The following is a 17,928-nucleotide window of genomic DNA, read 5'->3' as shown; positions in this document are numbered from 1 at the left end:
GCAGGGGAGGCCGGCGACCGACGAGCCGGGAGGAACGACCGACATGCCGTTTCCGACGTCCGACAAGATCTGGATGGACGGCGAACTCGTGGACTGGGACCGTGCCACGGTCCACGTCCTCACGCCGACGCTCCACTACGGCTACGGGGTCTTCGAGGGCATCCGGGCCTATCCCACGGATGCCGGTCCGGCCGTCTTCCACCTACGGGCGCACCTCGAACGGCTGCTGCAGTCCGCCAAGATCTACCCGCCGCTCGACACGATCCCCTACACGGTCGACGAGTTGTGCGAGGTCGTGTGCGACCTCATCCGCGTCAACGGCCACGAGGGCGGCTGCTACATCCGGCCCACCATCATCCTCGGCTACGGCGAGATCGGCCTCAACCCGCTCCCGTCCAAGCCGCAGACGATCGTCGCCACGTGGGAGTGGGGCGCCTACCTCGGCGAGGACTCGGCGGTCAACGGGGTCAGGGTCGGCATCAGCTCCTACCGCCGCATCGGCAAGAACACCATCCCGCCGGCCGGCAAGGCCAACGGGCAGTACCTCAACTCCTCGCTCGCGAAGGTCGAGGCGCTGCGGGCCGGCTACGACGAGGCGATCATGCTGTCGGAGGACGGCTACGTCGCCGAGGGCACCGGGGAGAACCTGTTCGTCGTCCGCGACGGTGCGGTGCTGACCCCGCCGCTCGCCGACGGCCCACTGGGCGGCATCACGCGAGCCAGCGTCATGACCATCGCCCGCGACCTCGACATCGACGTCCACGAGACCAGCCTCGTGCGCACCGACCTGTACCTCGCCGACGAGGTCTTCCTCACCGGCACCGCCGCGGAGCTGACCCCGGTGCGTGAGGTCGACGGCCGCGTGGTCGGCCCACGGGGACCGGTGACCGAACGGATCCAGTCCGCCTTCCTCGACGCGATCCATGGGCGGAACGACCGGTACGCCGACTGGCTGACGGTCGTCGACTGACGCAAAAATCGGTCGTCGACTGACGCAAAACTCGGTCGTCGACTGACGCAGACTCGTCTCGTCGACTGACGCAGACTCGTCTCGTCGACGGACGCATCCTGCTGCGTCGACCCGTCCGCCCGCCGACCGGAGAGCCACGAACGTGCCGTCGCTGCGCGCCCGCCTCGTCCGACAGGGTCTGGCCACCTCGGTCCGGCTGATGCGTGCCCGCGGATCCGGTGCTCCGGATCCCGACGGGCCGCTCGAGCAGCTCGAGGCCTACGCCCTGCGGATGCGGGAGCAGATGGAGGAGCTCGGCGACCGCCTGCCGCTCCCCCGGACCGCGTCCTGGGAGGCGTGCGACCTGCCGGGGGTGCTCGGTGAGTGGGTCCGCGACGAGGCCGCCGGGGACACCGACCGGGTCGTCCTCCACGTCCACGGCGGGGCGTACGCGATGGGGTCGCCGCGCAGTCACCGCGGCCTGGGAGCGTCGCTCTCGCGCACCGCCCGGGCGCCGGTGCTGCTGCCCGAGTACCGGCTCGCGCCCGAGCACGTGTACCCGGCCGCGTTCGAGGACGTGCTGAGCGCCTGGAACTGGCTCACCGGCGAGTACGGCGCCGAACCGGGTCGCGTCGCGGTCAGCGGGGACTCGGCCGGCGGTGGGCTCGGCCTGTCGCTGCTCGTCCACCTGCGTGACCAGGGCCGACCCCTGCCCGGCTGCTACGTCGGCATGTCGCCGTGGACCGACCTGGCCGGCACCGGCGGCTCCATGCAGGAGCTCGACGAGATCGATCCCTGGCTCACGGCCGGACTCGTCGCCCCCGCCGCCCGGGCCTACGCCGGTGAGCTCGAGCTCGACGACCCGCGCATCTCCCCGCACTACGCCGACCTCACCGGCCTGCCGCCGATGCTCGTCCACGTCGGCGGTCACGAGATCCTGCGCGACGACGCCCGCCGGCTGGTCGCCCGCGCCCGGCAGGCCGGTGTCGACGCCTCGCTGGGCGAGTTCCCCGGTCTGTGGCACGTCTTCCACGCCTTCCCCGGCTTCCCCGAGTCGCGCCGGGCCCTGCGGGAGATCGGCGCCTTCATGCGTCGTCACACCGGCGACGACGTCGTCCTCGCCCACCGTCGGTCGGCCTGAGCGGCTCGGCGCGACGAGCACCGGGTGGTGCTCGTCCGCATCGGCGACTAGCGTTGGCCGGCTCGCCACCTCCAGGAGCCTGCCGTGGCCACCGACGTCCGGATCGGTCGTATCGACGCCGACACCCTGCCCGACTTCCGGCGCGTGTTCGCGCAGACCTTCGGGCACAGCATGTCCGAGGAACGGCTCGGCCAGCTGCGCCCGTGGCACGAGCGCGACCGGATGGTCGCCGCGTTCGCCGGCGACCAGGTCGTCGGGACCTCCGGCGCCTACACCTTCGAGCTCTCGCTGCCCGGCGCCGAGCCCGTCGGCTGCGCCGGCGTCACCGTCGTCAGCGTCCGCGCCGACCACCGTCGCCGTGGGGTGCTGACCCGCATGATGCGCCAACTGTTCGAGGACGCCGACGAACGCGGCGAGCCGTTCGCCGCCCTGTGGGCGTCCGAGGCGCCCATCTACGGCCGCTACGGCTTCGGTCCGGCCGCGCCGACGATCACCCTCGAGGTGCCCCGCGCCGCGCGGCTGCGGACGCCGGTCGACGTGTCCGAGGTCGAACTCGTCGACGCGGCCACCGCGACCGACCTCCTGCCGACCGTGTACGACGCCGTCCGGCGGCACCGTCCCGGCATGCTCGGGCTCGGCGAGGGGTGGTGGGAGCGGCTCGTCGACGACGACCCCGGTGACCGCCACGGTGCGGGGGAGAAGCGCTTCGCCCGCCTGGGCGACCGCGCCGTCGCCGTCTACCGCCTCAAGGGTGACTGGGCGGACGGCCTGCCGACCGGCACCGTGCAGCTGCACGACCTGTATGCGCGCGACCCGCAGGCCGCCGCCACGATGTGGCAGTTCGTGCTCGACACCGACCTCGCCACCACCATCAGCGCCCACCGGTGGGCCGTCGACGAGCCGCTGCCGCTGCTGCTGGCCAACGAGGGACTCGCCAAGCGGCAGCTCGAGTGGCCGCTCATGGTCGCCCTGGTCGATCTTCCGACCGCGCTCGGTGCCCGCAGCTATGCGGTCGATGACACGCTCACGCTGCGCGTCCACGACCCGTTCCAGGCCCGCAACGACGGCACCTGGCGGCTCGCGGTCACCGACGGGCGCGCGACCTGCGAGAGCACCGACGCTCACGCCGACCTCGAGCTGTCCGCCGACGTGCTCGCGGCGCTGAGCCTCGGCGGACAGCGCGCCACCGCCTACGCCGCTGCCGGGCGGCTCGAGGTCCTCACGCCCGGCGCCGCCGCCCGCCTCGACCGTCTCGTCGCCACCGACGTCGCCCCCTGGCACCACGTGATGTTCTGACCGTTGCCACCACCTTCGTCTCGCTGCGCTCGTTGCCACGCCTCCGCTCCCACCCGTCGCCGGAGTCCGTCATGTCCGAACTACCGCTGCACCGCGTTCCGCCCGAGGAGTACCTCGCCTTCGCACGCTCGGTCTCCCGCAACTTCTACGAGGACGAGAGCGACGACGACCTCGCGCCCTGGCTCCGGCTCCTGCGCGAGCCGGCCGGGGACTTCCGCGGCTGGGCCGTGCGGGACGGCGAGCAGATCGTCGGCAACTACGGCATCTACACGATGGACGTCTCCGTGCCCGGCGGTGCGCGCGTGCCCATGGCCGGCGTCACCGCCGTCGGCGTCACCCAGACCCATCGCCGCCGCGGGATCCTCGGCCGTCTGATGCGCGCCGGCCTCGACGACGCCGCCGAACGCGGCGAACCGGTCGCCATGCTCTACGCGTCCGAGTCCGCCATCTACGGCCGCTACGGGTTCGGGGTCGCCGTCCCGATGCTCAACTACCGCATCGACCGCGGCATCCGCTTCCGGGACGCGGTCGACCCCACCCTGGTGCGGCCCGCCACGCCCGAGCAGGCGCTCGCCGAGTGGCCCGCCGTCCTCGACGCCGTCCGCGACCACCGACCCGGTGCCGCCACGCGCACCCCGGAGTGGTGGCGCAACACGCTCGTGCACGACCCCGCCAGTTGGCGCCACGGCGCCAGCGGACGCCGCCTGGTCCACGTCCCCGGCCGCGGCTACACCAGCTACCGCATCAAGGACGACTGGAAGGACAACCTGCCGGCGGGCGAGGTCCGCCTCGCCGAGGTCGTCGCCGTCGACCCCGAGGCCGAAGCCGCCCTCTGGCAGCACGTCACCGACCTCGACCTCACCACCACGGTCACTGCCGGTCTTCGCCCGGTCGACTGCCCGCTGCCCGAACTCGTCACCGACCGGCTGCGGCTGCGACCGACCGCGGCCTCGCCCCTCTACGCCCGCCTCCTCGACGTCGCCGCCGCCTTCGACGCCCGCGCCTACGCCGTCACGGACCGTCTCGTCCTCGACGTGACCGACGACCTCCGCGACCAGGGCGGCACGTGGTCGCTCGACGCGTCCCCCGGCGGTGTCGAGACGCGTCGCACCGCCGACGCCGGCGACCTCGCCCTCCCCGTCGACGCGCTCGCGTCCGTCTGGCTCGGCGGCGTCAGGGCCGTACAGCTGCGTGACGCCCGACGCCTCGTGGAGCACACCCCCGGTGCCGCCGCACGCCTCGACCGCCTCGTCGCCACCGACCACGCCCCCTGGATGCCGTTCGAGTTCTAGACCGGGTCACGCCGGTTCTTCGCGGCGAAGTCGGGCCCGAGGCGCGGACGTGCGGTTTCCCGTGCCGGCGACGGAAACGGTGGTGCGTTCGTGTCGTCGGCAGCCGTGACCTCGCGTTTCCCCGCGCCGGCGACGGAAACGGCAGCCGGCGAAGGTGACTGGGTCGAGCTGCGCGCCGACGGCGGTGCGACGATCGCGTTCCAGCCGGTCGGGGACGACTACCGGCCGCCGCAGTGGCCGGGTCAGGACCACCCGCAGCAACTGCACCTCGACTTCGACGTCGTCGACCTCGACCGCGGCGAGGAACAGGTGCTCGCCATCGGTGCCCGCAAGGCCGGGCACCAACCCGGCGGGGACGGGTTCCGGGTCTACCTCGACCCCGCCGGTCATCCCTTCTGCCTCGTCCACGACGCCTCGGCCTGACACCGCCCGTCGGCCGGGCGCGACGGAGCGCGCCCCGGGCTGGCTAGGTTCCCGGCCCGAGACGACGCGGAGGTGGACGTGGCGGCTGGTGACATCGACCGCAGCGACCCGGCGCGGCGCGCCTGGATCGCGGAGGCCGTGCGGCTGCTCGAGGCCGACGCCAACCGGTCCGCGGACACCCACCTGCACGTGTTCCCGCTGCCGCCCGACTGGGGGATCGACCTCTACGTCAAGGACGAGTCGGTCCACCCGACGGGGTCGCTCAAGCACCGGCTCGCCCGCTCGCTGTTCCTCTATGCCCTCGCCAACGGTTGGCTCGGGCCCGACACCACCGTCGTCGAGGCGTCGTCAGGATCGACCGCCGTCTCGGAGGCGTACTTCGCCCGCCTGCTCGGGCTGCCGTTCGTGACCGTCGTGCCACGCACGACCTCCCCCGCCAAGATCGCGGTCATCGAGCGCTACGGCGGGCGCTGCCACCTCGTCGAACGCGCTCCCGACATGTACGACGAGGCGCGGCGACTGGCCGACGAGTGCGGCGGCCACTACCTCGACCAGTTCACCTACGCCGAGCGGGCGACCGACTGGCGCGGCAACAACAACATCGCCGAGTCGGTGTTCCAGCAGATGGCACGCGAGCGTCATCCCGTCCCGACCTGGATCGTGGTCGGGGCCGGGACCGGAGGGACCTCGGCGACCTTCGGGCGCTACGTCCGCTACCGCCAGTACGACACTTGGGTCGCCGTCGTCGACCCGGACGACTCGGCCTTCCTCGGCGGCTACGCGACCGGTGACGCCGGTCACACCACCGGCCTGCCCTCGCGCATCGCGGGCATCGGCCGGCCGCGCGTCGAGCCGAGTTTCGTCCCGACCGTCATCGACCGCATGCTGCACGTCCCCGACGCGGCCAGCATCGCGGCCATGCGTGCCGCCGCCGAGCCGCTCGGTCACCCGGTCGGCGGGTCGACCGGCACCAACCTGTGGGGCGCGTTCCGTCTCGTCGCCGAGTTGCGCGACGCGGGAGACACCGGCTCGGTGGTCACGCTGCTGTGCGACGGCGCGGAGGCCTACACCGACACCTACCTCGACGACGGCTGGGTGGCCGCGCAGGGCCTCGACCCGGCCCCGTACGCCGCCACCATCGCGACCTTCCTCGCCGGCGGTGCCTGGCGCGAGCCCGCGCCGGCGTCGTCGCTACGGTGACACCAACGCCTCGACCGAGCCAAGGAGCAGGCCATGTCGCACGTCTACAAGAAGGTCGAACTCGTCGGGTCCAGCCGTGAAGGCGTCGACGACGCCATCCGTCGGGCCGTGAGCAAGGCCTCGGAGTCGCTGCACAACCTCGACTGGTTCGAGGTCAAGGAGATCCGCGGGTGGATCCAGGACGGCAACGTCCAGCACACCCAGGTGACGCTCCAGGTCGGGTTCCGCATCGACGGGGACGCCGACGACTGAACCGGTCGGACCGATGCGCGTTGCCGCGCACCGGGCGTGCGAGTCGACAGTGCCGCGACGCGGTCGCTACCGTCGTCGTGCACGTCACCACCGGGAGCACACGATGCGTGCCGCCACCACCGCACGGGGCCGACGTCCTCGTGTCGTGCGCCGGCGCAGCGCACTCGCCTCCGCGATCATTCCGCCGCTCCCGTAGCCGGTGTCGACCGGGTTGCGGGAGCGGCCCGGTCACGGTCCCTCCTGCTCGTCCGGTCGCCCACGTGTCGACCATCCAGGAGACCCCCGTGACGGACGCCACCGCGCACAGCCCGCTCCCGGCCCCGGCAGCAGGACTGGACCTGTACGACACGACGCTGCGGGACGGCACCCAGCGCGAGGGCGTGAGCCTGTCGGTCGAGGACAAGCTGCGGGTCGCCCGCCGCATGGACGAGCTCGGCGTGGCCTACATCGAGGGCGGCTGGCCGGGCGCCAACCCGAAGGACACCGCCTTCTTCGCGCGCGCCGCCGACGGCGAACTCGCGCTCGAGCACGCCACCCTGGTCGCCTTCGGCATGACCCGTGGCGCCGGGCGTCCCGCCGAGGCCGACCCGCTGCTGCAGGCACTGGTCGATGCCCGCACCGAGGTGATCTGCCTCGTCGGCAAGTCCTGGGGCTACCACGTCGACGAGGCACTCGGGGTCCCGCGTGCCGAGAACCTCGCGATGGTCGCCGACTCGGTCCGGCACCTCACCTCGCTCGGCAAGCGCGTGTTCTTCGACGCCGAGCACTTCTTCGACGGCGTCGCCCGCGACGGCGCCTACGCCCGCGAGGTGGTGACCGCCGCGGCCGAGGCCGGCGCCGAGTGCGTGGTGCTGTGCGACACCAACGGCGGCGCGATGCCCTGGGACGTGGCCGAACTCGTCGGCGGCCTGGTGCACGACCTGCCGAGCTCGGTCGGCCTGCACTTCCACGATGACGGTGGCTGCGCGGTCGCCAACTCGCTGCTGGGCATCGAGGCCGGCGCGACCCACGTGCAGGGCACCGCCAATGGTCTCGGCGAGCGGTGCGGCAACGCGAACCTGTTCACGATCCTGGCCGACCTGCAGCTCAAGCGGGGTCTGCGGCTGGTCCCGCCCGACCGGCTCGAGCGGCTCACCGAGATCAGCCACACCGTCGCCGAACTGTGCAACCAGACCACCCCGTCGGTCGCCCCCTACGTCGGGCACACCGCGTTCAGTCACAAGGCCGGCCTGCACGCCTCCGCGCTGGCCAAGGCACCGGACATGTACCAGCACGTCGAGCCCGAGGACGTCGGCAACCGGCAGCGTCTCGTCGTCAGCGAACTCGCCGGCCGCTCCAACATCGTGCTCAAGGCCAGGGAGCTGGGGGTCGCCGTCGACGACGAGCAGGCCCGCACGGTGCTGGCCGAGGTCAAGCGGCGGGAAGCGGCAGGGTGGACCTACGAGGCGGCGGACGCCTCGTTCGACCTGCTGCTGCGCCGGGTCACCGGGTCCCTGCCGGCGGCCGACGAGCCGTTCCGATCGCGTCACTACCGGGTCAGCGTCGCCGGTGGTGCCGACGAGGCCTCGGCCGCGACCGAGGGGCCGGCCGAGGCGATCCTGGCCGTGGAGGTCGCCGGACAGCGTCGGCTCGGGGCAGGGGAGGGAAACGGGCCCGTCGACGCGCTCGACCGGGCGTTCCGCAACGCGGTGAACGGCACCTGGCCGCAGCTCGACCGGGTGCACCTGTCCGACTACAAGGTCCGTGTGCTCGAGGCCTCCGCCGGCACCGACGCCGTCACGCGGGTGCTGGTCACCTCGACCGACGGCGTGGACGTCTGGGACACCGTCGGCGTGCACCCCAACGTCGTCGAGGCGTCGTGGCTCGCGCTCTCGGACGCCTACACCCATGCGATCCTGCGGGTCCACTGGCAGCAAACAGCCGAGGTCTGACGGCGGGTAGCGTCCGTCTTCTTCCCCGCCCCGAGCGTCCCAGGAGCCCTCCCGATGGCCCGCATCGTCCGCTTCGTCCATGCCCAGACCGGCCCGTCGCCGCGTTACGGGGTGCTCGAGGACGACGGGCAGGTGGCCGTGATCGAGCCGCACCCCTTCACCCGGTTCACCCCGTCCGGGGCACGGGTCCCGCTCGAGGGGCTGCACCTGCTCGCGCCGGTCATCCCGTCCAAGATCGTGTGTGTCGGCAAGAACTACCGCGACCACGTCGCCGAGATGGGTGGGGAGGTCCCCGCGGAGCCGCTGTTGTTCCTCAAGCCGTCCTCGTCGGTGATCGGTCCGGGTGAGCCGATCCGACTGCCCACCGACCTCAGCGACGAGGTGCACCACGAGGCCGAGGTGGCGGTGGTGATCGGCAAGCTGCTGCAGCGGGTCACGCCCGAGCAGGCCCTCGACGGCATCCTCGGTTACACGGCCGCCAACGACGTCACCGCCCGCGACTGGCAGCGTCGCGAGAGCCAGTGGTTCCGCGGCAAGGGCTTCGACACCTTCTGTCCGCTGGGTCCGGCGATCGCGACCGGCCTCGACGCCGCCGACCTGCGCGTGCGGTGCTGGGTGGACGACGAGCTGCGCCAGGACGGCACCACCGCCGACCTCGTGTTCGACGTCGCGCGGCTGGTCGCCGAGGCGTCCCAGGTGGTCACCCTGCTGCCCAGCGACGTGCTGCTCACCGGAACGCCGGCCGGGGTCGGTCCGCTCCTGCCCGGGCAGCGGGTGCGGGTCGAGATCGACGGTGTCGGCACGCTCGAGAACCCGGTCGTCGACCGGCAGGCCGGCGCGACCGCCGAGACCCGCAGCAACGGCCACGACACCCCGTGAACGTGCGCCGGGGCGCCGCCCGGGTCAGTTCGCCAGTGCGATCGCGAGGTTGAGCCCGGTGGCGTAGAAGATCCACGCGAGGTAGGGCAGCAGCAGGACACCGGCCAGCATCGAGCGCTGCCAGAACTGCACGAGCGTCCCCACGACCAGCACGTCGAGCAGCAGGATCACGGCGACCGCCGGCCAGAACGCCCCGGCACCGAAGAACACGCCGGGCCAGACGGCGTTGACGACCAGCTGCGCGGCCCACAGCGTCAGCGGCCCCCGCGCCGCCGCCAGCCCGCCCGACGTGCGCCACACCTGCCAGGCGGCGATCGCGATCAGCAGGTACAGAACCGGCCAGACGATGCCGAAGGCCTCCTGCGGTGGCGCCCACGCCGGACGGTCCAGCGCGAGGTAGCGCTCGCCGACGTCGTCGCCCTGCAGCAGGTTGCCGACGAATCCGGCCGCTGCGGCGACGACCACGAGGACCAGCAACGCCACCACGTTGCGCCGCGTGTCACCCGTCCGCGACCGCTGCTCGACCTCGACCCCCACCGTTGCCTCCTCGACGATTGTCTGCATCGTGCAGGTACTGGCTGGGCTCCGTCGGCGACCGCGCGGGCCGTTCGGCCGGTTCCGTCCGGTCCGCCGAGGTCGGCCTGCCTCGAGTGCCGACCGGTGCGTCGGGAGGGGCCCGGGACACCGGGCCGCGAGCGGTTGATCCGCCGGCGTCGTGGCCGACGGGCGTGCGAGTCCTTCCTCACCCATCGGAGATGGCACGTGAAGCAGTTCGCCTGCGGGGACGTCGTCCCCGGCTGTCAGGCCTCGTTCGTCGGCATCGACGACGAGGCGATCCTCCTGCAGGTCGGCGCGCACGCCCGCGTGGACCACGGCCTGGTCGAGATCCCCGACGCCCTGGCCCAGTCGGTGGTCGACCACATCGCGCTGGTCTGACGGTCGCGCCCGAGGTCAGCCGGTCGCGCTCGCTGCCGGCTGACCGCTGCCCGCGGCCAGGCGCTCGAGCAAGCGTGCGACCGGCACGATGCCGACCGCCGTACCGCGGCCGTCGGTGACGATCACCGGATCCGACCAGTGTCCGCGGGCGCGGGCGACGCTGCGTCGGGCGACCTCCCGGATGCCGTCCGAGGGCTTGGCCACACACAGGTCGACGGTGCGGCGCCGACCCGGCAGGAACACCGCGACCGGTCGGCGTAGGTCGTCGATCTCCACGGCGACGTCACCGGAGAAGGTCAGCACGTCCCCGACCCGGTCGGTGGGACGTTCGAGCAGCGTCACACCAACGAGGTCTGCCGCAGCACGGCGATGCGCTCGAGGATGGCGCGCGCGACGTCGAGCGGGATCTCGGTGGTCCAGCTCCACGCCGGCCGACCGAGCAGATGGCCCTGCCCGAGAGGCACGCCCGCGGTGACGAGCTCGTCGAGCTCCCCGCGGGTCTCGATGCCCTCGCCGAGGACCCACGCGTCGATGCCGTCCGCGATCTCGCCGACCGCCCGCAGCAGCACGCGCTTGGCCGGGTCGTGATCCAGGTCCTGGACCAGCGAGCGGTCGAGCTTGATCAGGTCGGGTCGCAGGCGCAGCAGCGTCTGCAGGCCCGCGTAGCCCGATCCGGCGTCGTCGATGGCGGTGCGGGCGCCGGCGCTGCGCAGGAGCTCGATCCCGTCCAGCACGGGTGCGAGGTCGTCGATCGCGGCGTGTTCGGTGAGCTCGACCACCACCCGGTCGAGCCGGCCAGCGCTCAGCAGGACCCGCTGCACGTCGACGTCGGTGACGTGCACCGGTTCGAGATTGACCGTCAGGAACGTGTCGGGCGGCAGGTCGGGCAACCGGGCCATCGCCACCTCGAGCACCGTTCGCGACAGCGCGGGCCCGATCCCGAACCGTTCGGCGGCGGCGAACCACCGGTCGGGGGTCGCCTCCGGCCGCCCGGGGAAGCGGGCGAGGACCTCGTGACCGACGACGGTGCCGCGCTGCAGGTCGACGATCGGCTGCAGGGCCAGTTGGGGCGTACGTCGGCCGCCGATGGTCGCCGCCAGCGCGTCGCGCCAGTCGAGGTCGGTCGGATGCACCCGTCGTCCTTGCCGTCCGGTGGCTGCCGGCCCAAGGTCGCCGTCGGGTCGGCGGTCGTTCTGTCGGCATGTCGGCGGGCGGGGACCCCGCTCGAGGACTGCGGCGCCGACCGGTTCGCCGGGGGAGCGGCAGCGTGGAAGGATGCGGCGTCCCTCCGGCCGACAGGACCCGTGCCCGTGTCGATCCCCAACGTGCTCGCCGCCCGCTACGCCAGCCCGCCGATGCGCGAGCTGTGGTCGCCGCGGGGCAAGGTCGTGCTCGAGCGCCAGCTGTGGCTGGCCGTGCTGCGGGCGCAGCGCGAGCTCGGCGTCGACGTCCCCGACGGAGTCGTCGAGGACTACGAGGCGGTCGTCGAGCAGGTCGACCTCGAGGCCATCGCCGCCCGCGAGCGCGTGACGCGCCACGACGTCAAGGCGCGCATCGAGGAGTTCTGCGCCCTGGCCGGCCACGAGCACGTGCACAAGGGCATGACCTCGCGTGACCTGACCGAGAACGTCGAACAGCTGCAGGTCCGCCGTGCGCTGGAACTGGTACGCGACCGCTGCGTGGCGAGCTTGGCGCTGCTCGCGGACCGGGCCGCCGAGCACACCGGGCTGGTGATGGCCGGACGCAGCCACAACGTCGCGGCGCAGGCCACCACGCTCGGCAAGCGGTTCGCCAACGCCGGCGAGGAGTTGCTGCAGGCCACCCGCCGGATCGAGGAACTGCTGGACCGCTATCCCCTGCGCGGCATCAAGGGTCCGGTCGGTACGCAGCAGGACATGCTCGACCTGCTGGGCGAACCCGAACGGCTCGACGAACTCGAGGTGCGGGTGCAGCAGCACCTCGGCTTCGCGGCGCGGCTCGACAACGTCGGCCAGGTCTATCCGCGCTCGCTCGACCTCGACGTCGTCGCGGCCCTGGTCCAGGTCGCCGCGGGGCCGTCCAGCCTGGCGACCACGATCCGGCTGATGGCGGGGCAGGAGCTGGCCACCGAGGGCTTCCAGCCCGGTCAGGTCGGTTCGTCGGCCATGCCCCACAAGATGAACTCGCGTTCGTGCGAGCGGGTCAACGGCCTCAAGGTCGTCCTCGACGGCCACCTCGTGATGGTGGCCGGCCTGGCCGGCCACCAGTGGAACGAGGGGGACGTGTCCGACTCGGTGGTGCGGCGGGTCGCGCTGCCCGACGCGTTCTTCGCCCTCGACGGCCTGTTCGAGACCTTCCTGACCGTGCTCGTCGAGTTCGGCGCCTACCCGGCGGTCGTCGAGCGTGAACTGACCCGCTACCTGCCGTTCCTGGCGACCACGAAGGTGCTGGTCGCCGCCGTGCGTGCCGGGGTCGGACGCGAGAGCGCCCACGAGGCGATCAAGGAACACGCGGTCGCGTCGGCGCTGGCCCTGCGCGAGACGGCGCAGGCCGACAACGATCTGCTGGACCGGCTCGCCGCCGACGAGCGGATCCCGCTCGACCGGGCGGCCCTGGACGCACTGCTCGCCGACCGTCTCGGCTTCGTCGGCGCGGCCGGCGAGCAGGTCGCGCGGTTCGTCGACGAGGTGGCGGAACTGACCCACCGTCACCCGCAGGCGGCGACCTACCGGCCCGGCGCGATCCTCTGACGGGCCGCGACGAGGTCCGGCGTCAGGTCGCGGCCGCGAGCGCCTGGCACGCCCGGTGGACCCACCGGTCGAGCAGGTCGTCGATGGCCGTGTACAGGCCGAGGTCCAGCGGGCGTGTCAGGCCGTGCAGGACCGCCTGCGGCGTGCGGGACGGGTCGAGGTCGGCCGTGACCGACATCGCGGTGCCCTCGGCGTTCCGGCGCAGTCGCGCCTCGACCAGCCAGGCGTCCCGTCCCGTCTCCACCGACAGGCGCAGCAGCTCCTGCTCGACCACGTCCAGCACGTGCACGTCGTAGGTGGTCAGCCGCTGCCCCTGTCGGCGGCTGAGCACCATCCGGGCGCCCGGCTCGAGGGCACCGGACCCGTCGAGTTCGACCAGGTCGAGCTCGTGGTCCTCGACGACCAGCCCTTCGACGTCGACGAGTCGTGCCCACAGGTCCCGAGCGGGGATGCACACGTGGCAACGGCGGGTCACGGCGCTCATCGGTGGCTCTCCCGGCGTGGACGACGGCTCGTTCCCGACGGTAGGACCCTCGTGGTCGGGTGACCCAGGGTCCAAGGTCCCGAACCTGCCGAGCTCGGCCCTACCATCGGCGCCCCGTCCCTTTCGCCACCGTGCGACCTCGAGGTCCTGCCGTCGTGTCTTCCGCTCCCGCCCCGCGCGTCCGCTTCTGCCCTGCCCCCTCCGGTTGGCTTCACGTCGGCAGCGTCCGCGCCGCCCTCTACAACCACCTCCACGCCCGCCGGCACGGCGGCACGTTCGTGTTCCGCATCGAGGACACCGATGCCTCGCGGGCGACCGAGGAGTCGATGCGCTCGATGATGGAGGCGATGGCCTGGATCGGGCTCGCCCACGACGAGGGCCCCGAGCTCGCCGGCGACGGTTTCGTCACCCGCGGCGAGTACGGCCCGTACCGGCAGTCGGAGCGGACCGCGCTGTACGGCGCGGTCGCCCGACGCCTGGAGGCCGCGGGTGCGACCTACCGTGACCATCGCACCGCCGAGGAGCTCGAGGCGTGGCGGGAGGCGCAGCGGGCCGGCCAGGGCGAGGGCCCGCCGGTCGTCAAGGCGTCCAGGTTCGAGCACACCCCCGAGGAGCTCGAGCGGTTCGCCGCCGAGGGGCGCCCGGCGTCGCTGCGACTGCGCACCCCGGAGTCCGGGACGGTCGCGGTCGACGACCTCGTGCGCGGCGAGGTGCGCTGGGACTGGGCACAGATCTCCGACCCGGTGATCGCCCGCTCCGACGGCAGCGCGACCTACCCCCTGGCGAACTCCGTCGACGACCTCGCCCAGGGCATCACGCTGATCTGTCGCGGCGAGGACCTGCTGTCGGTCACCCCGCGCCAGGTGCTGCTGCACGAGTTGCTGACCGCCGACGACGGCGAGGGGTCGACGATCCTCGACGCCGCCCTGGCCGAGGTGGGGCTGCCGGCACGGGACCCGTCCTGGACGCGCCCGCAGGCCTTCGCCCACCTGCCGATGGTGGTCGGCATGGACCGCAAGAAGCTGTCCAAGCGACACGGGTCGGTGTCGATCCAGGAGTTCGCCCGGCAGGGGTTCCTGCCCGAGACGTTGCGCAACTACCTCGCCCTGCTGGGTTGGGCCCCCAAGGACGGTCGCGAGCGTCTGGACGACGACGAGCTCGTGGCCGAGTTCGAACTCGCCGCGGTCGGACGTTCGGCGGCGGCGTTCGACGTCGACAAACTGACCGCCTTCAACGGCGAGCGCATCCGCGACCTGGACCCCGACGAGCTCGCCGAGCGGCTGGTGCCCTTCCTCGACGGCACCTACGGTGACGAGGCGCTGGTCGACACGCCGCCGAGCGAGCAGCAGGTGGCGGTGCTGCGCGGGCTCGTGCCGCTGGTGCAGGAGCGCATGCAGCGTCTCGACGAGGTGCAGCGCTACGCGCCGGCCTTCCTGCGCGAGGCGGTCGACTTCGAGGCCGACAGCGTGACCAAGGTGTTCGGCAAGGCGGGCTCGGTCGAGGCGATCGAGGCCGCCGGGCGGGTGCTGGCCAACGTCGACTTCGACGTCGAGGCCATCGAGTCGGCGTTGCGCGGGTTGCCCGAGGAGCTGGGCATCGGCTTCGGCAAGGTCGCACAGCCGATCCGGGTGGCGGTGACCGGCTCGTCGGTGAGTCCGCCGCTGTTCGAGTCGATCGAGTTGCTGGGGCGCCAGCGCACGCTGGCCCGCCTCGAGGCCGCGCTGCCGGTGGCCCGGGACGCCCGCGGCGAACGCTGACGGGACGCGACCGCGGCGGTCGGGGCGTGCGCGCGCCGGCCGCCGAGGGTGGCGCTTTGCGCCGACGCACCCGGCCGCGTACCCTTCGCGACCGCGCACCGACCACGGCGGCCCACGTCACCCGAGCACCAGATCGGGACCCCGACGCGGGATCGACCGCCACGCCGGTGCCGAGCCCTTTCGGGGGTGGTGTAATCGGTAACACGACTGGTTCTGGTCCAGTTATTGAGGGTTCGAGTCCTTCCCCCCGAGCTGGTCGAGGGCGCTCCGGCGCCAGTTCGACCCGGTGACCGACTTCGGTTAGTCTCCGCCCGCCTCACCTCAGGTGAGGCAACGTCCGGCCCCCGTCGTCTAGCGGCCTAGGACGCCGCCCTCTCAAGGCGGTAACGCCAGTTCAAATCTGGTCGGGGGTACGTGAAACGCAGAACATGAAATGAGGGCCCACATTCGTGGGCCCTCATTTCTGTTCCTCGCGCGGTTCCGGCTCGGCCAGCAGTTCCGGCGCGTACCGCGCCAGGATCGCGCGCGCGAACGCGACCTTGTCCTCCGCTCGTTGCCCCTGCGGGTGGGCGCTGCTCCACAACTCGAGGTTCTCGAGCTGGTTGTCGGTCCGGACACCGTTGCGGTGGTGGACCGTTTCGTCTGGGAACAGCGGTCGGCCGAGCGCTCGAGCCATGACGAGCCGATGCTCACCGACCTTGGTCTCCCCAGAGGTCAGCCAACGCTCGTCGGGCGCCACGGGAACCACCCAGTAGCCGTGGTGGAGGAGCCCTGGCCGGTCACGATGCGGATCGGTTGGTCCGGCTTCGCGTCGCCGGTGTTCAACAGGCGGCGGTAGTGCGTGTTGCACAGCCCGCGGGCGTATCGCTGTCGGTCACAGCCGTCGACCGAGCACCGGCCCGCACGGCGGACGGGAACGTGGGCCTGTACGTCCCCGGTTGCCCGCCAGCGCTGGTAGTGCGCATGACACCAGCCACGCGTCTTGGCCTCGCCGTGACAACCTTCGACGCTGCAGATGGACAACCGTTCGCCGCGGATGGGGCTGCCGGTGCGCAGCCAACGCTTGTAGTGCATCGCGCACCAGCCGCGGGCGTAGGTCGTGCGGTCGCAGTCGTCCTCTCGGCATCCCACCTCGGGTCCTGACCCGCCCCCACGGATCGTCCGGCCGCCGGTCGGCGGCCCACCGGCAGTCTGCCAGGCGACCCGGACCGCGACCGTCCCCGATGGTCGCGGACCGGGGACGGCCCGGCGTCCCGCCGACGTGGCCGGCGTCAGTTGAGGTAGTTGTCCACCGTCTCGGGGTCGCGGACCTCGGCCTCGTCGGGATCCTCGTCGAACTCCTTGGCGGCGCGGCGCTGGCGTAGCAGGTCCCAGTGCTGGTTGAGCTCGGTTTCGATCTCGTCGAGTCGGGCGCGGTCCTCGGCGGACGTGTCGCCGTCGCGCAACCGGTCCTGCTCGGCCACGAGTTCGTCGATGTGGTCGACGATCGCCTGTTCGTCGCGCTGTTCGTCGCTCATGCGGTGCTCCTGTCGAGGTCTCCCTGCGACGCAACCGCGTCGGGGGCCTGCGTGCGCGCCACCGACGCCGCCGTGGGTACGGCCTCCTCGGTCGACCTGATCCACCACCCCGCCGCCCGGTCAGGGACGGCCGGGGCGTTCGTTGCCGCGGCGGTAGTTGCCCGTGACCCGCGCGAGGGCGTGCTGCGCGGTGTCCGGATCGCCCTCGAGGCGGCTGCGCAGCCGTTCGGCACGGCGTCCGGCCACGACGGCGACCTGCCGTCCGCCGCGGAACACCAGCACGCGCCCGTCGCGGGTCAGCTGCCAGTCGAACGGGTCGTCGTCCAGCCCCATGTCCCATCCGGTCGGTTCGCGTGCGTGACTACCGTCGCACCTCGGACGCTCCGGCGAATCGGTCGAGCGCCTCGACGACCGCCTCGTCGAGACCGCGGCCGTGCCCGCCCCGGTCCACGACGCGCAGGTCGCTGCCCGGCCAGGCCCGGTGCAGTTGCCAGGCGTTGTCGAGCGGCGCCTGCAGGTCCAGGGTCCCGTGGATCGGCACCGCGGGCACCCGACCGAGCGCGCGCGCACCATCGAGCAGCACCCGTGACGGTGTCCTGGTCACGCAGTGCTTCGGGCAGCGCGGCCAGCTGCTGCTCGCGTGCCTCGGGGAAGAAGGCGCCGACCCCGCCGGTCACCCAGTCGACCTCGCCGTGCCGGCCGCTGGTGACGGCGAACAGCACGGCCGCCCGCACCCGCTCGGGATGACGGACGGCGTAGGCCAGGCCCAGTGTCGAACCCCAGGACGCGCCGAGCAGCACCCAACGGTCGACGCCGAGGTGGTCGCGCAGTCGCTCCAGGTCATCGAGCAGCTGGTCGGTCGTGTTCGCTCGGAGTCCCGCGACGTCCTGCCCGGCATGGGGCCGCGAGCGGCCGCAGCCACGCTGGTCGAACAGCACGACGCGGTAGCGCTCCGGGTCGAAGAACTGGCGCCAGCCCGGTCCGCAGCCCGACCCGGGGCCGCCGTGGACGACGACCGCCGGGATGCCCGCGGGCGTGCCGCACTCTCCCAGTACACCTCGTGGCCGTTCCCGACCGGCAGCCATCCGTGGTCGTACGGCTCGATCGCCGGGTACCGCGGCATGCGACCTCTCCCCGCCGAC

19 protein-coding genes, 2 tRNA genes and 1 pseudogene are annotated in these 17,928 nt (G+C 72.7%); 14 read left to right on the top strand and 8 right to left on the bottom strand.

Annotated features, from left to right (window positions below; all coding sequences use genetic code 11):
- Nucleotides 1-43: 43 nt before the first annotated feature.
- The 9 genes from ELR47_RS14755 (at nucleotide 44) to ELR47_RS14715 (ending at nucleotide 9,363) form a co-directional block, all read left to right on the top strand.
- Entirely contained in the window at nucleotides 44-970 is a 927-nt protein-coding gene (locus ELR47_RS14755) for a branched-chain amino acid transaminase (protein WP_130650572.1), read from the top strand.
- A gap of 142 nt (nucleotides 971-1,112) precedes the next feature.
- Complete coding sequence (locus ELR47_RS14750; protein ID WP_130650571.1) at nucleotides 1,113-2,090, top strand: alpha/beta hydrolase; 978 nt, start codon at nucleotides 1,113-1,115, stop codon at nucleotides 2,088-2,090.
- A gap of 84 nt (nucleotides 2,091-2,174) precedes the next feature.
- Complete coding sequence (locus ELR47_RS14745) at nucleotides 2,175-3,386, top strand: GNAT family N-acetyltransferase (protein ID WP_130650570.1); 1,212 nt, start codon at nucleotides 2,175-2,177, stop codon at nucleotides 3,384-3,386.
- A 71-nt stretch (nucleotides 3,387-3,457) separates the two neighbouring features.
- On the top strand, nucleotides 3,458-4,678 hold the full coding sequence (locus ELR47_RS14740; RefSeq protein WP_130650569.1) for a GNAT family N-acetyltransferase: 1,221 nt from the start codon (nucleotides 3,458-3,460) through the stop codon (nucleotides 4,676-4,678).
- 105 nt (nucleotides 4,679-4,783) lie between these two features.
- Complete coding sequence (locus ELR47_RS14735) at nucleotides 4,784-5,101, top strand: VOC family protein (protein WP_130650568.1); 318 nt, start codon at nucleotides 4,784-4,786, stop codon at nucleotides 5,099-5,101.
- A 78-nt stretch (nucleotides 5,102-5,179) separates the two neighbouring features.
- Nucleotides 5,180-6,301, top strand: a complete 1,122-nt coding sequence (gene cds1, locus ELR47_RS14730; RefSeq protein ID WP_188584403.1) for an L-cysteine desulfhydrase Cds1 — start codon at nucleotides 5,180-5,182, stop codon at nucleotides 6,299-6,301.
- Nucleotides 6,302-6,334: 33 nt separating this feature from the next.
- Nucleotides 6,335-6,553, top strand: a complete 219-nt coding sequence (locus tag ELR47_RS14725) for a dodecin (RefSeq protein WP_130650567.1) — start codon at nucleotides 6,335-6,337, stop codon at nucleotides 6,551-6,553.
- 284 nt (nucleotides 6,554-6,837) lie between these two features.
- The gene (cimA, locus tag ELR47_RS14720) at nucleotides 6,838-8,484 is read left to right on the top strand and encodes a citramalate synthase (RefSeq protein ID WP_130650566.1); all 1,647 of its coding nucleotides are present in this window, start codon (nucleotides 6,838-6,840) and stop codon (nucleotides 8,482-8,484) included.
- Between the two features lie 54 nt (nucleotides 8,485-8,538).
- The gene (locus ELR47_RS14715) at nucleotides 8,539-9,363 is read left to right on the top strand and encodes a fumarylacetoacetate hydrolase family protein (protein WP_130650565.1); all 825 of its coding nucleotides are present in this window, start codon (nucleotides 8,539-8,541) and stop codon (nucleotides 9,361-9,363) included.
- 24 nt (nucleotides 9,364-9,387) lie between these two features.
- On the opposite strand, the gene ELR47_RS14710 is transcribed toward ELR47_RS14715, so the two are convergent.
- Nucleotides 9,388-9,927 (bottom strand): TspO/MBR family protein, encoded by a 540-nt coding sequence (locus ELR47_RS14710; RefSeq protein ID WP_165404111.1) that lies wholly within the window; start codon nucleotides 9,925-9,927, stop codon nucleotides 9,388-9,390.
- A gap of 198 nt (nucleotides 9,928-10,125) precedes the next feature.
- On the opposite strand from ELR47_RS14710, the gene ELR47_RS14705 reads away from it, so the two are divergent.
- Nucleotides 10,126-10,299 (top strand): DUF1059 domain-containing protein, encoded by a 174-nt coding sequence (locus ELR47_RS14705; protein ID WP_130650563.1) that lies wholly within the window; start codon nucleotides 10,126-10,128, stop codon nucleotides 10,297-10,299.
- Between the two features lie 15 nt (nucleotides 10,300-10,314).
- Here ELR47_RS14705 and ELR47_RS14700 read toward each other — a convergent pair whose 3' ends face one another.
- Complete coding sequence (locus ELR47_RS14700) at nucleotides 10,315-10,641, bottom strand: hypothetical protein (protein ID WP_130650562.1); 327 nt, start codon at nucleotides 10,639-10,641, stop codon at nucleotides 10,315-10,317.
- Nucleotides 10,638-11,432 carry an EAL domain-containing protein gene (locus ELR47_RS14695; RefSeq protein ID WP_165404110.1) on the bottom strand — a complete coding sequence of 265 codons (795 nt, stop codon included), beginning with the start codon at nucleotides 11,430-11,432 and terminating at the stop codon, nucleotides 10,638-10,640. Before ELR47_RS14695 ends, ELR47_RS14700 begins: the two co-directional genes overlap by 4 nt.
- A 171-nt stretch (nucleotides 11,433-11,603) precedes the next feature.
- On the opposite strand from ELR47_RS14695, the gene purB reads away from it, so the two are divergent.
- A complete protein-coding gene (purB, locus tag ELR47_RS14690) occupies nucleotides 11,604-13,028 on the top strand; it encodes an adenylosuccinate lyase (protein ID WP_370469416.1) in 1,425 nt (474 codons plus the stop codon).
- A gap of 22 nt (nucleotides 13,029-13,050) precedes the next feature.
- Here the strand turns inward: purB and ELR47_RS14685 are convergent, their stop codons facing one another.
- On the bottom strand, nucleotides 13,051-13,512 hold the full coding sequence (locus ELR47_RS14685) for a hypothetical protein (RefSeq protein ID WP_130650561.1): 462 nt from the start codon (nucleotides 13,510-13,512) through the stop codon (nucleotides 13,051-13,053).
- Between the two features lie 155 nt (nucleotides 13,513-13,667).
- Between ELR47_RS14685 and ELR47_RS14680 the strand changes: the two genes are divergently transcribed.
- The 3 genes from ELR47_RS14680 (at nucleotide 13,668) to ELR47_RS14670 (ending at nucleotide 15,682) form a co-directional block, all read left to right on the top strand.
- Entirely contained in the window at nucleotides 13,668-15,269 is a 1,602-nt protein-coding gene (locus tag ELR47_RS14680; protein ID WP_165404109.1) for a glutamate--tRNA ligase, read from the top strand.
- Nucleotides 15,270-15,449: 180 nt separating this feature from the next.
- Nucleotides 15,450-15,521: transfer RNA gene (locus ELR47_RS14675), tRNA-Gln, on the top strand.
- Between the two features lie 88 nt (nucleotides 15,522-15,609).
- Nucleotides 15,610-15,682: transfer RNA gene (locus ELR47_RS14670), tRNA-Glu, on the top strand.
- Nucleotides 15,683-15,726: 44 nt separating this feature from the next.
- Here the strand turns inward: ELR47_RS14670 and ELR47_RS14665 are convergent.
- The 4 genes and pseudogenes from ELR47_RS14665 to ELR47_RS19420 all read right to left on the bottom strand — a co-directional run bounded on the left by ELR47_RS14665 (nucleotide 15,727) and on the right by ELR47_RS19420 (nucleotide 17,909).
- The gene (locus ELR47_RS14665; protein WP_205745284.1) at nucleotides 15,727-16,008 is read right to left on the bottom strand and encodes an HNH endonuclease; all 282 of its coding nucleotides are present in this window, start codon (nucleotides 16,006-16,008) and stop codon (nucleotides 15,727-15,729) included.
- 532 nt (nucleotides 16,009-16,540) lie between these two features.
- Entirely contained in the window at nucleotides 16,541-16,786 is a 246-nt protein-coding gene (locus tag ELR47_RS14660; RefSeq protein ID WP_130650559.1) for a DUF2630 family protein, read from the bottom strand.
- Nucleotides 16,787-16,906: 120 nt separating this feature from the next.
- On the bottom strand, nucleotides 16,907-17,119 hold the full coding sequence (locus tag ELR47_RS14655) for a hypothetical protein (RefSeq protein ID WP_130650558.1): 213 nt from the start codon (nucleotides 17,117-17,119) through the stop codon (nucleotides 16,907-16,909).
- Nucleotides 17,120-17,147: 28 nt separating this feature from the next.
- Nucleotides 17,148-17,909: pseudogene (locus ELR47_RS19420) on the bottom strand (alpha/beta fold hydrolase).
- Between the last annotated feature and the right edge of the window lie 19 nt (nucleotides 17,910-17,928).

The organism is Egicoccus halophilus, from assembly GCF_004300825.1.
Lineage (GTDB): Bacteria > Actinomycetota > Nitriliruptoria > Nitriliruptorales > Nitriliruptoraceae > Egicoccus > Egicoccus halophilus.
The sequence above is the reverse complement of the archived record's forward strand: the minus strand, read 5'-3'. Positions and strand labels throughout refer to the sequence as shown.

Coding starts and splice junctions, on each gene's coding strand:
- ELR47_RS14755 (WP_130650572.1), top strand. CDS start 44: ATGCCGTTTCCGACGTCCGACAAGATCTGGATGGACGGCGAACTCGTG.
- ELR47_RS14740 (WP_130650569.1), top strand. CDS start 3,458: ATGTCCGAACTACCGCTGCACCGCGTTCCGCCCGAGGAGTACCTCGCC.
- ELR47_RS14725 (WP_130650567.1), top strand. CDS start 6,335: ATGTCGCACGTCTACAAGAAGGTCGAACTCGTCGGGTCCAGCCGTGAA.
- ELR47_RS14715 (WP_130650565.1), top strand. CDS start 8,539: ATGGCCCGCATCGTCCGCTTCGTCCATGCCCAGACCGGCCCGTCGCCG.
- ELR47_RS14710 (WP_165404111.1), bottom strand. CDS start 9,927: ATGCAGACAATCGTCGAGGAGGCAACGGTGGGGGTCGAGGTCGAGCAG.
- ELR47_RS14685 (WP_130650561.1), bottom strand. CDS start 13,512: ATGAGCGCCGTGACCCGCCGTTGCCACGTGTGCATCCCCGCTCGGGAC.
- ELR47_RS14660 (WP_130650559.1), bottom strand. CDS start 16,786: ATGAGCGACGAACAGCGCGACGAACAGGCGATCGTCGACCACATCGAC.
- ELR47_RS14655 (WP_130650558.1), bottom strand. CDS start 17,119: ATGGGGCTGGACGACGACCCGTTCGACTGGCAGCTGACCCGCGACGGG.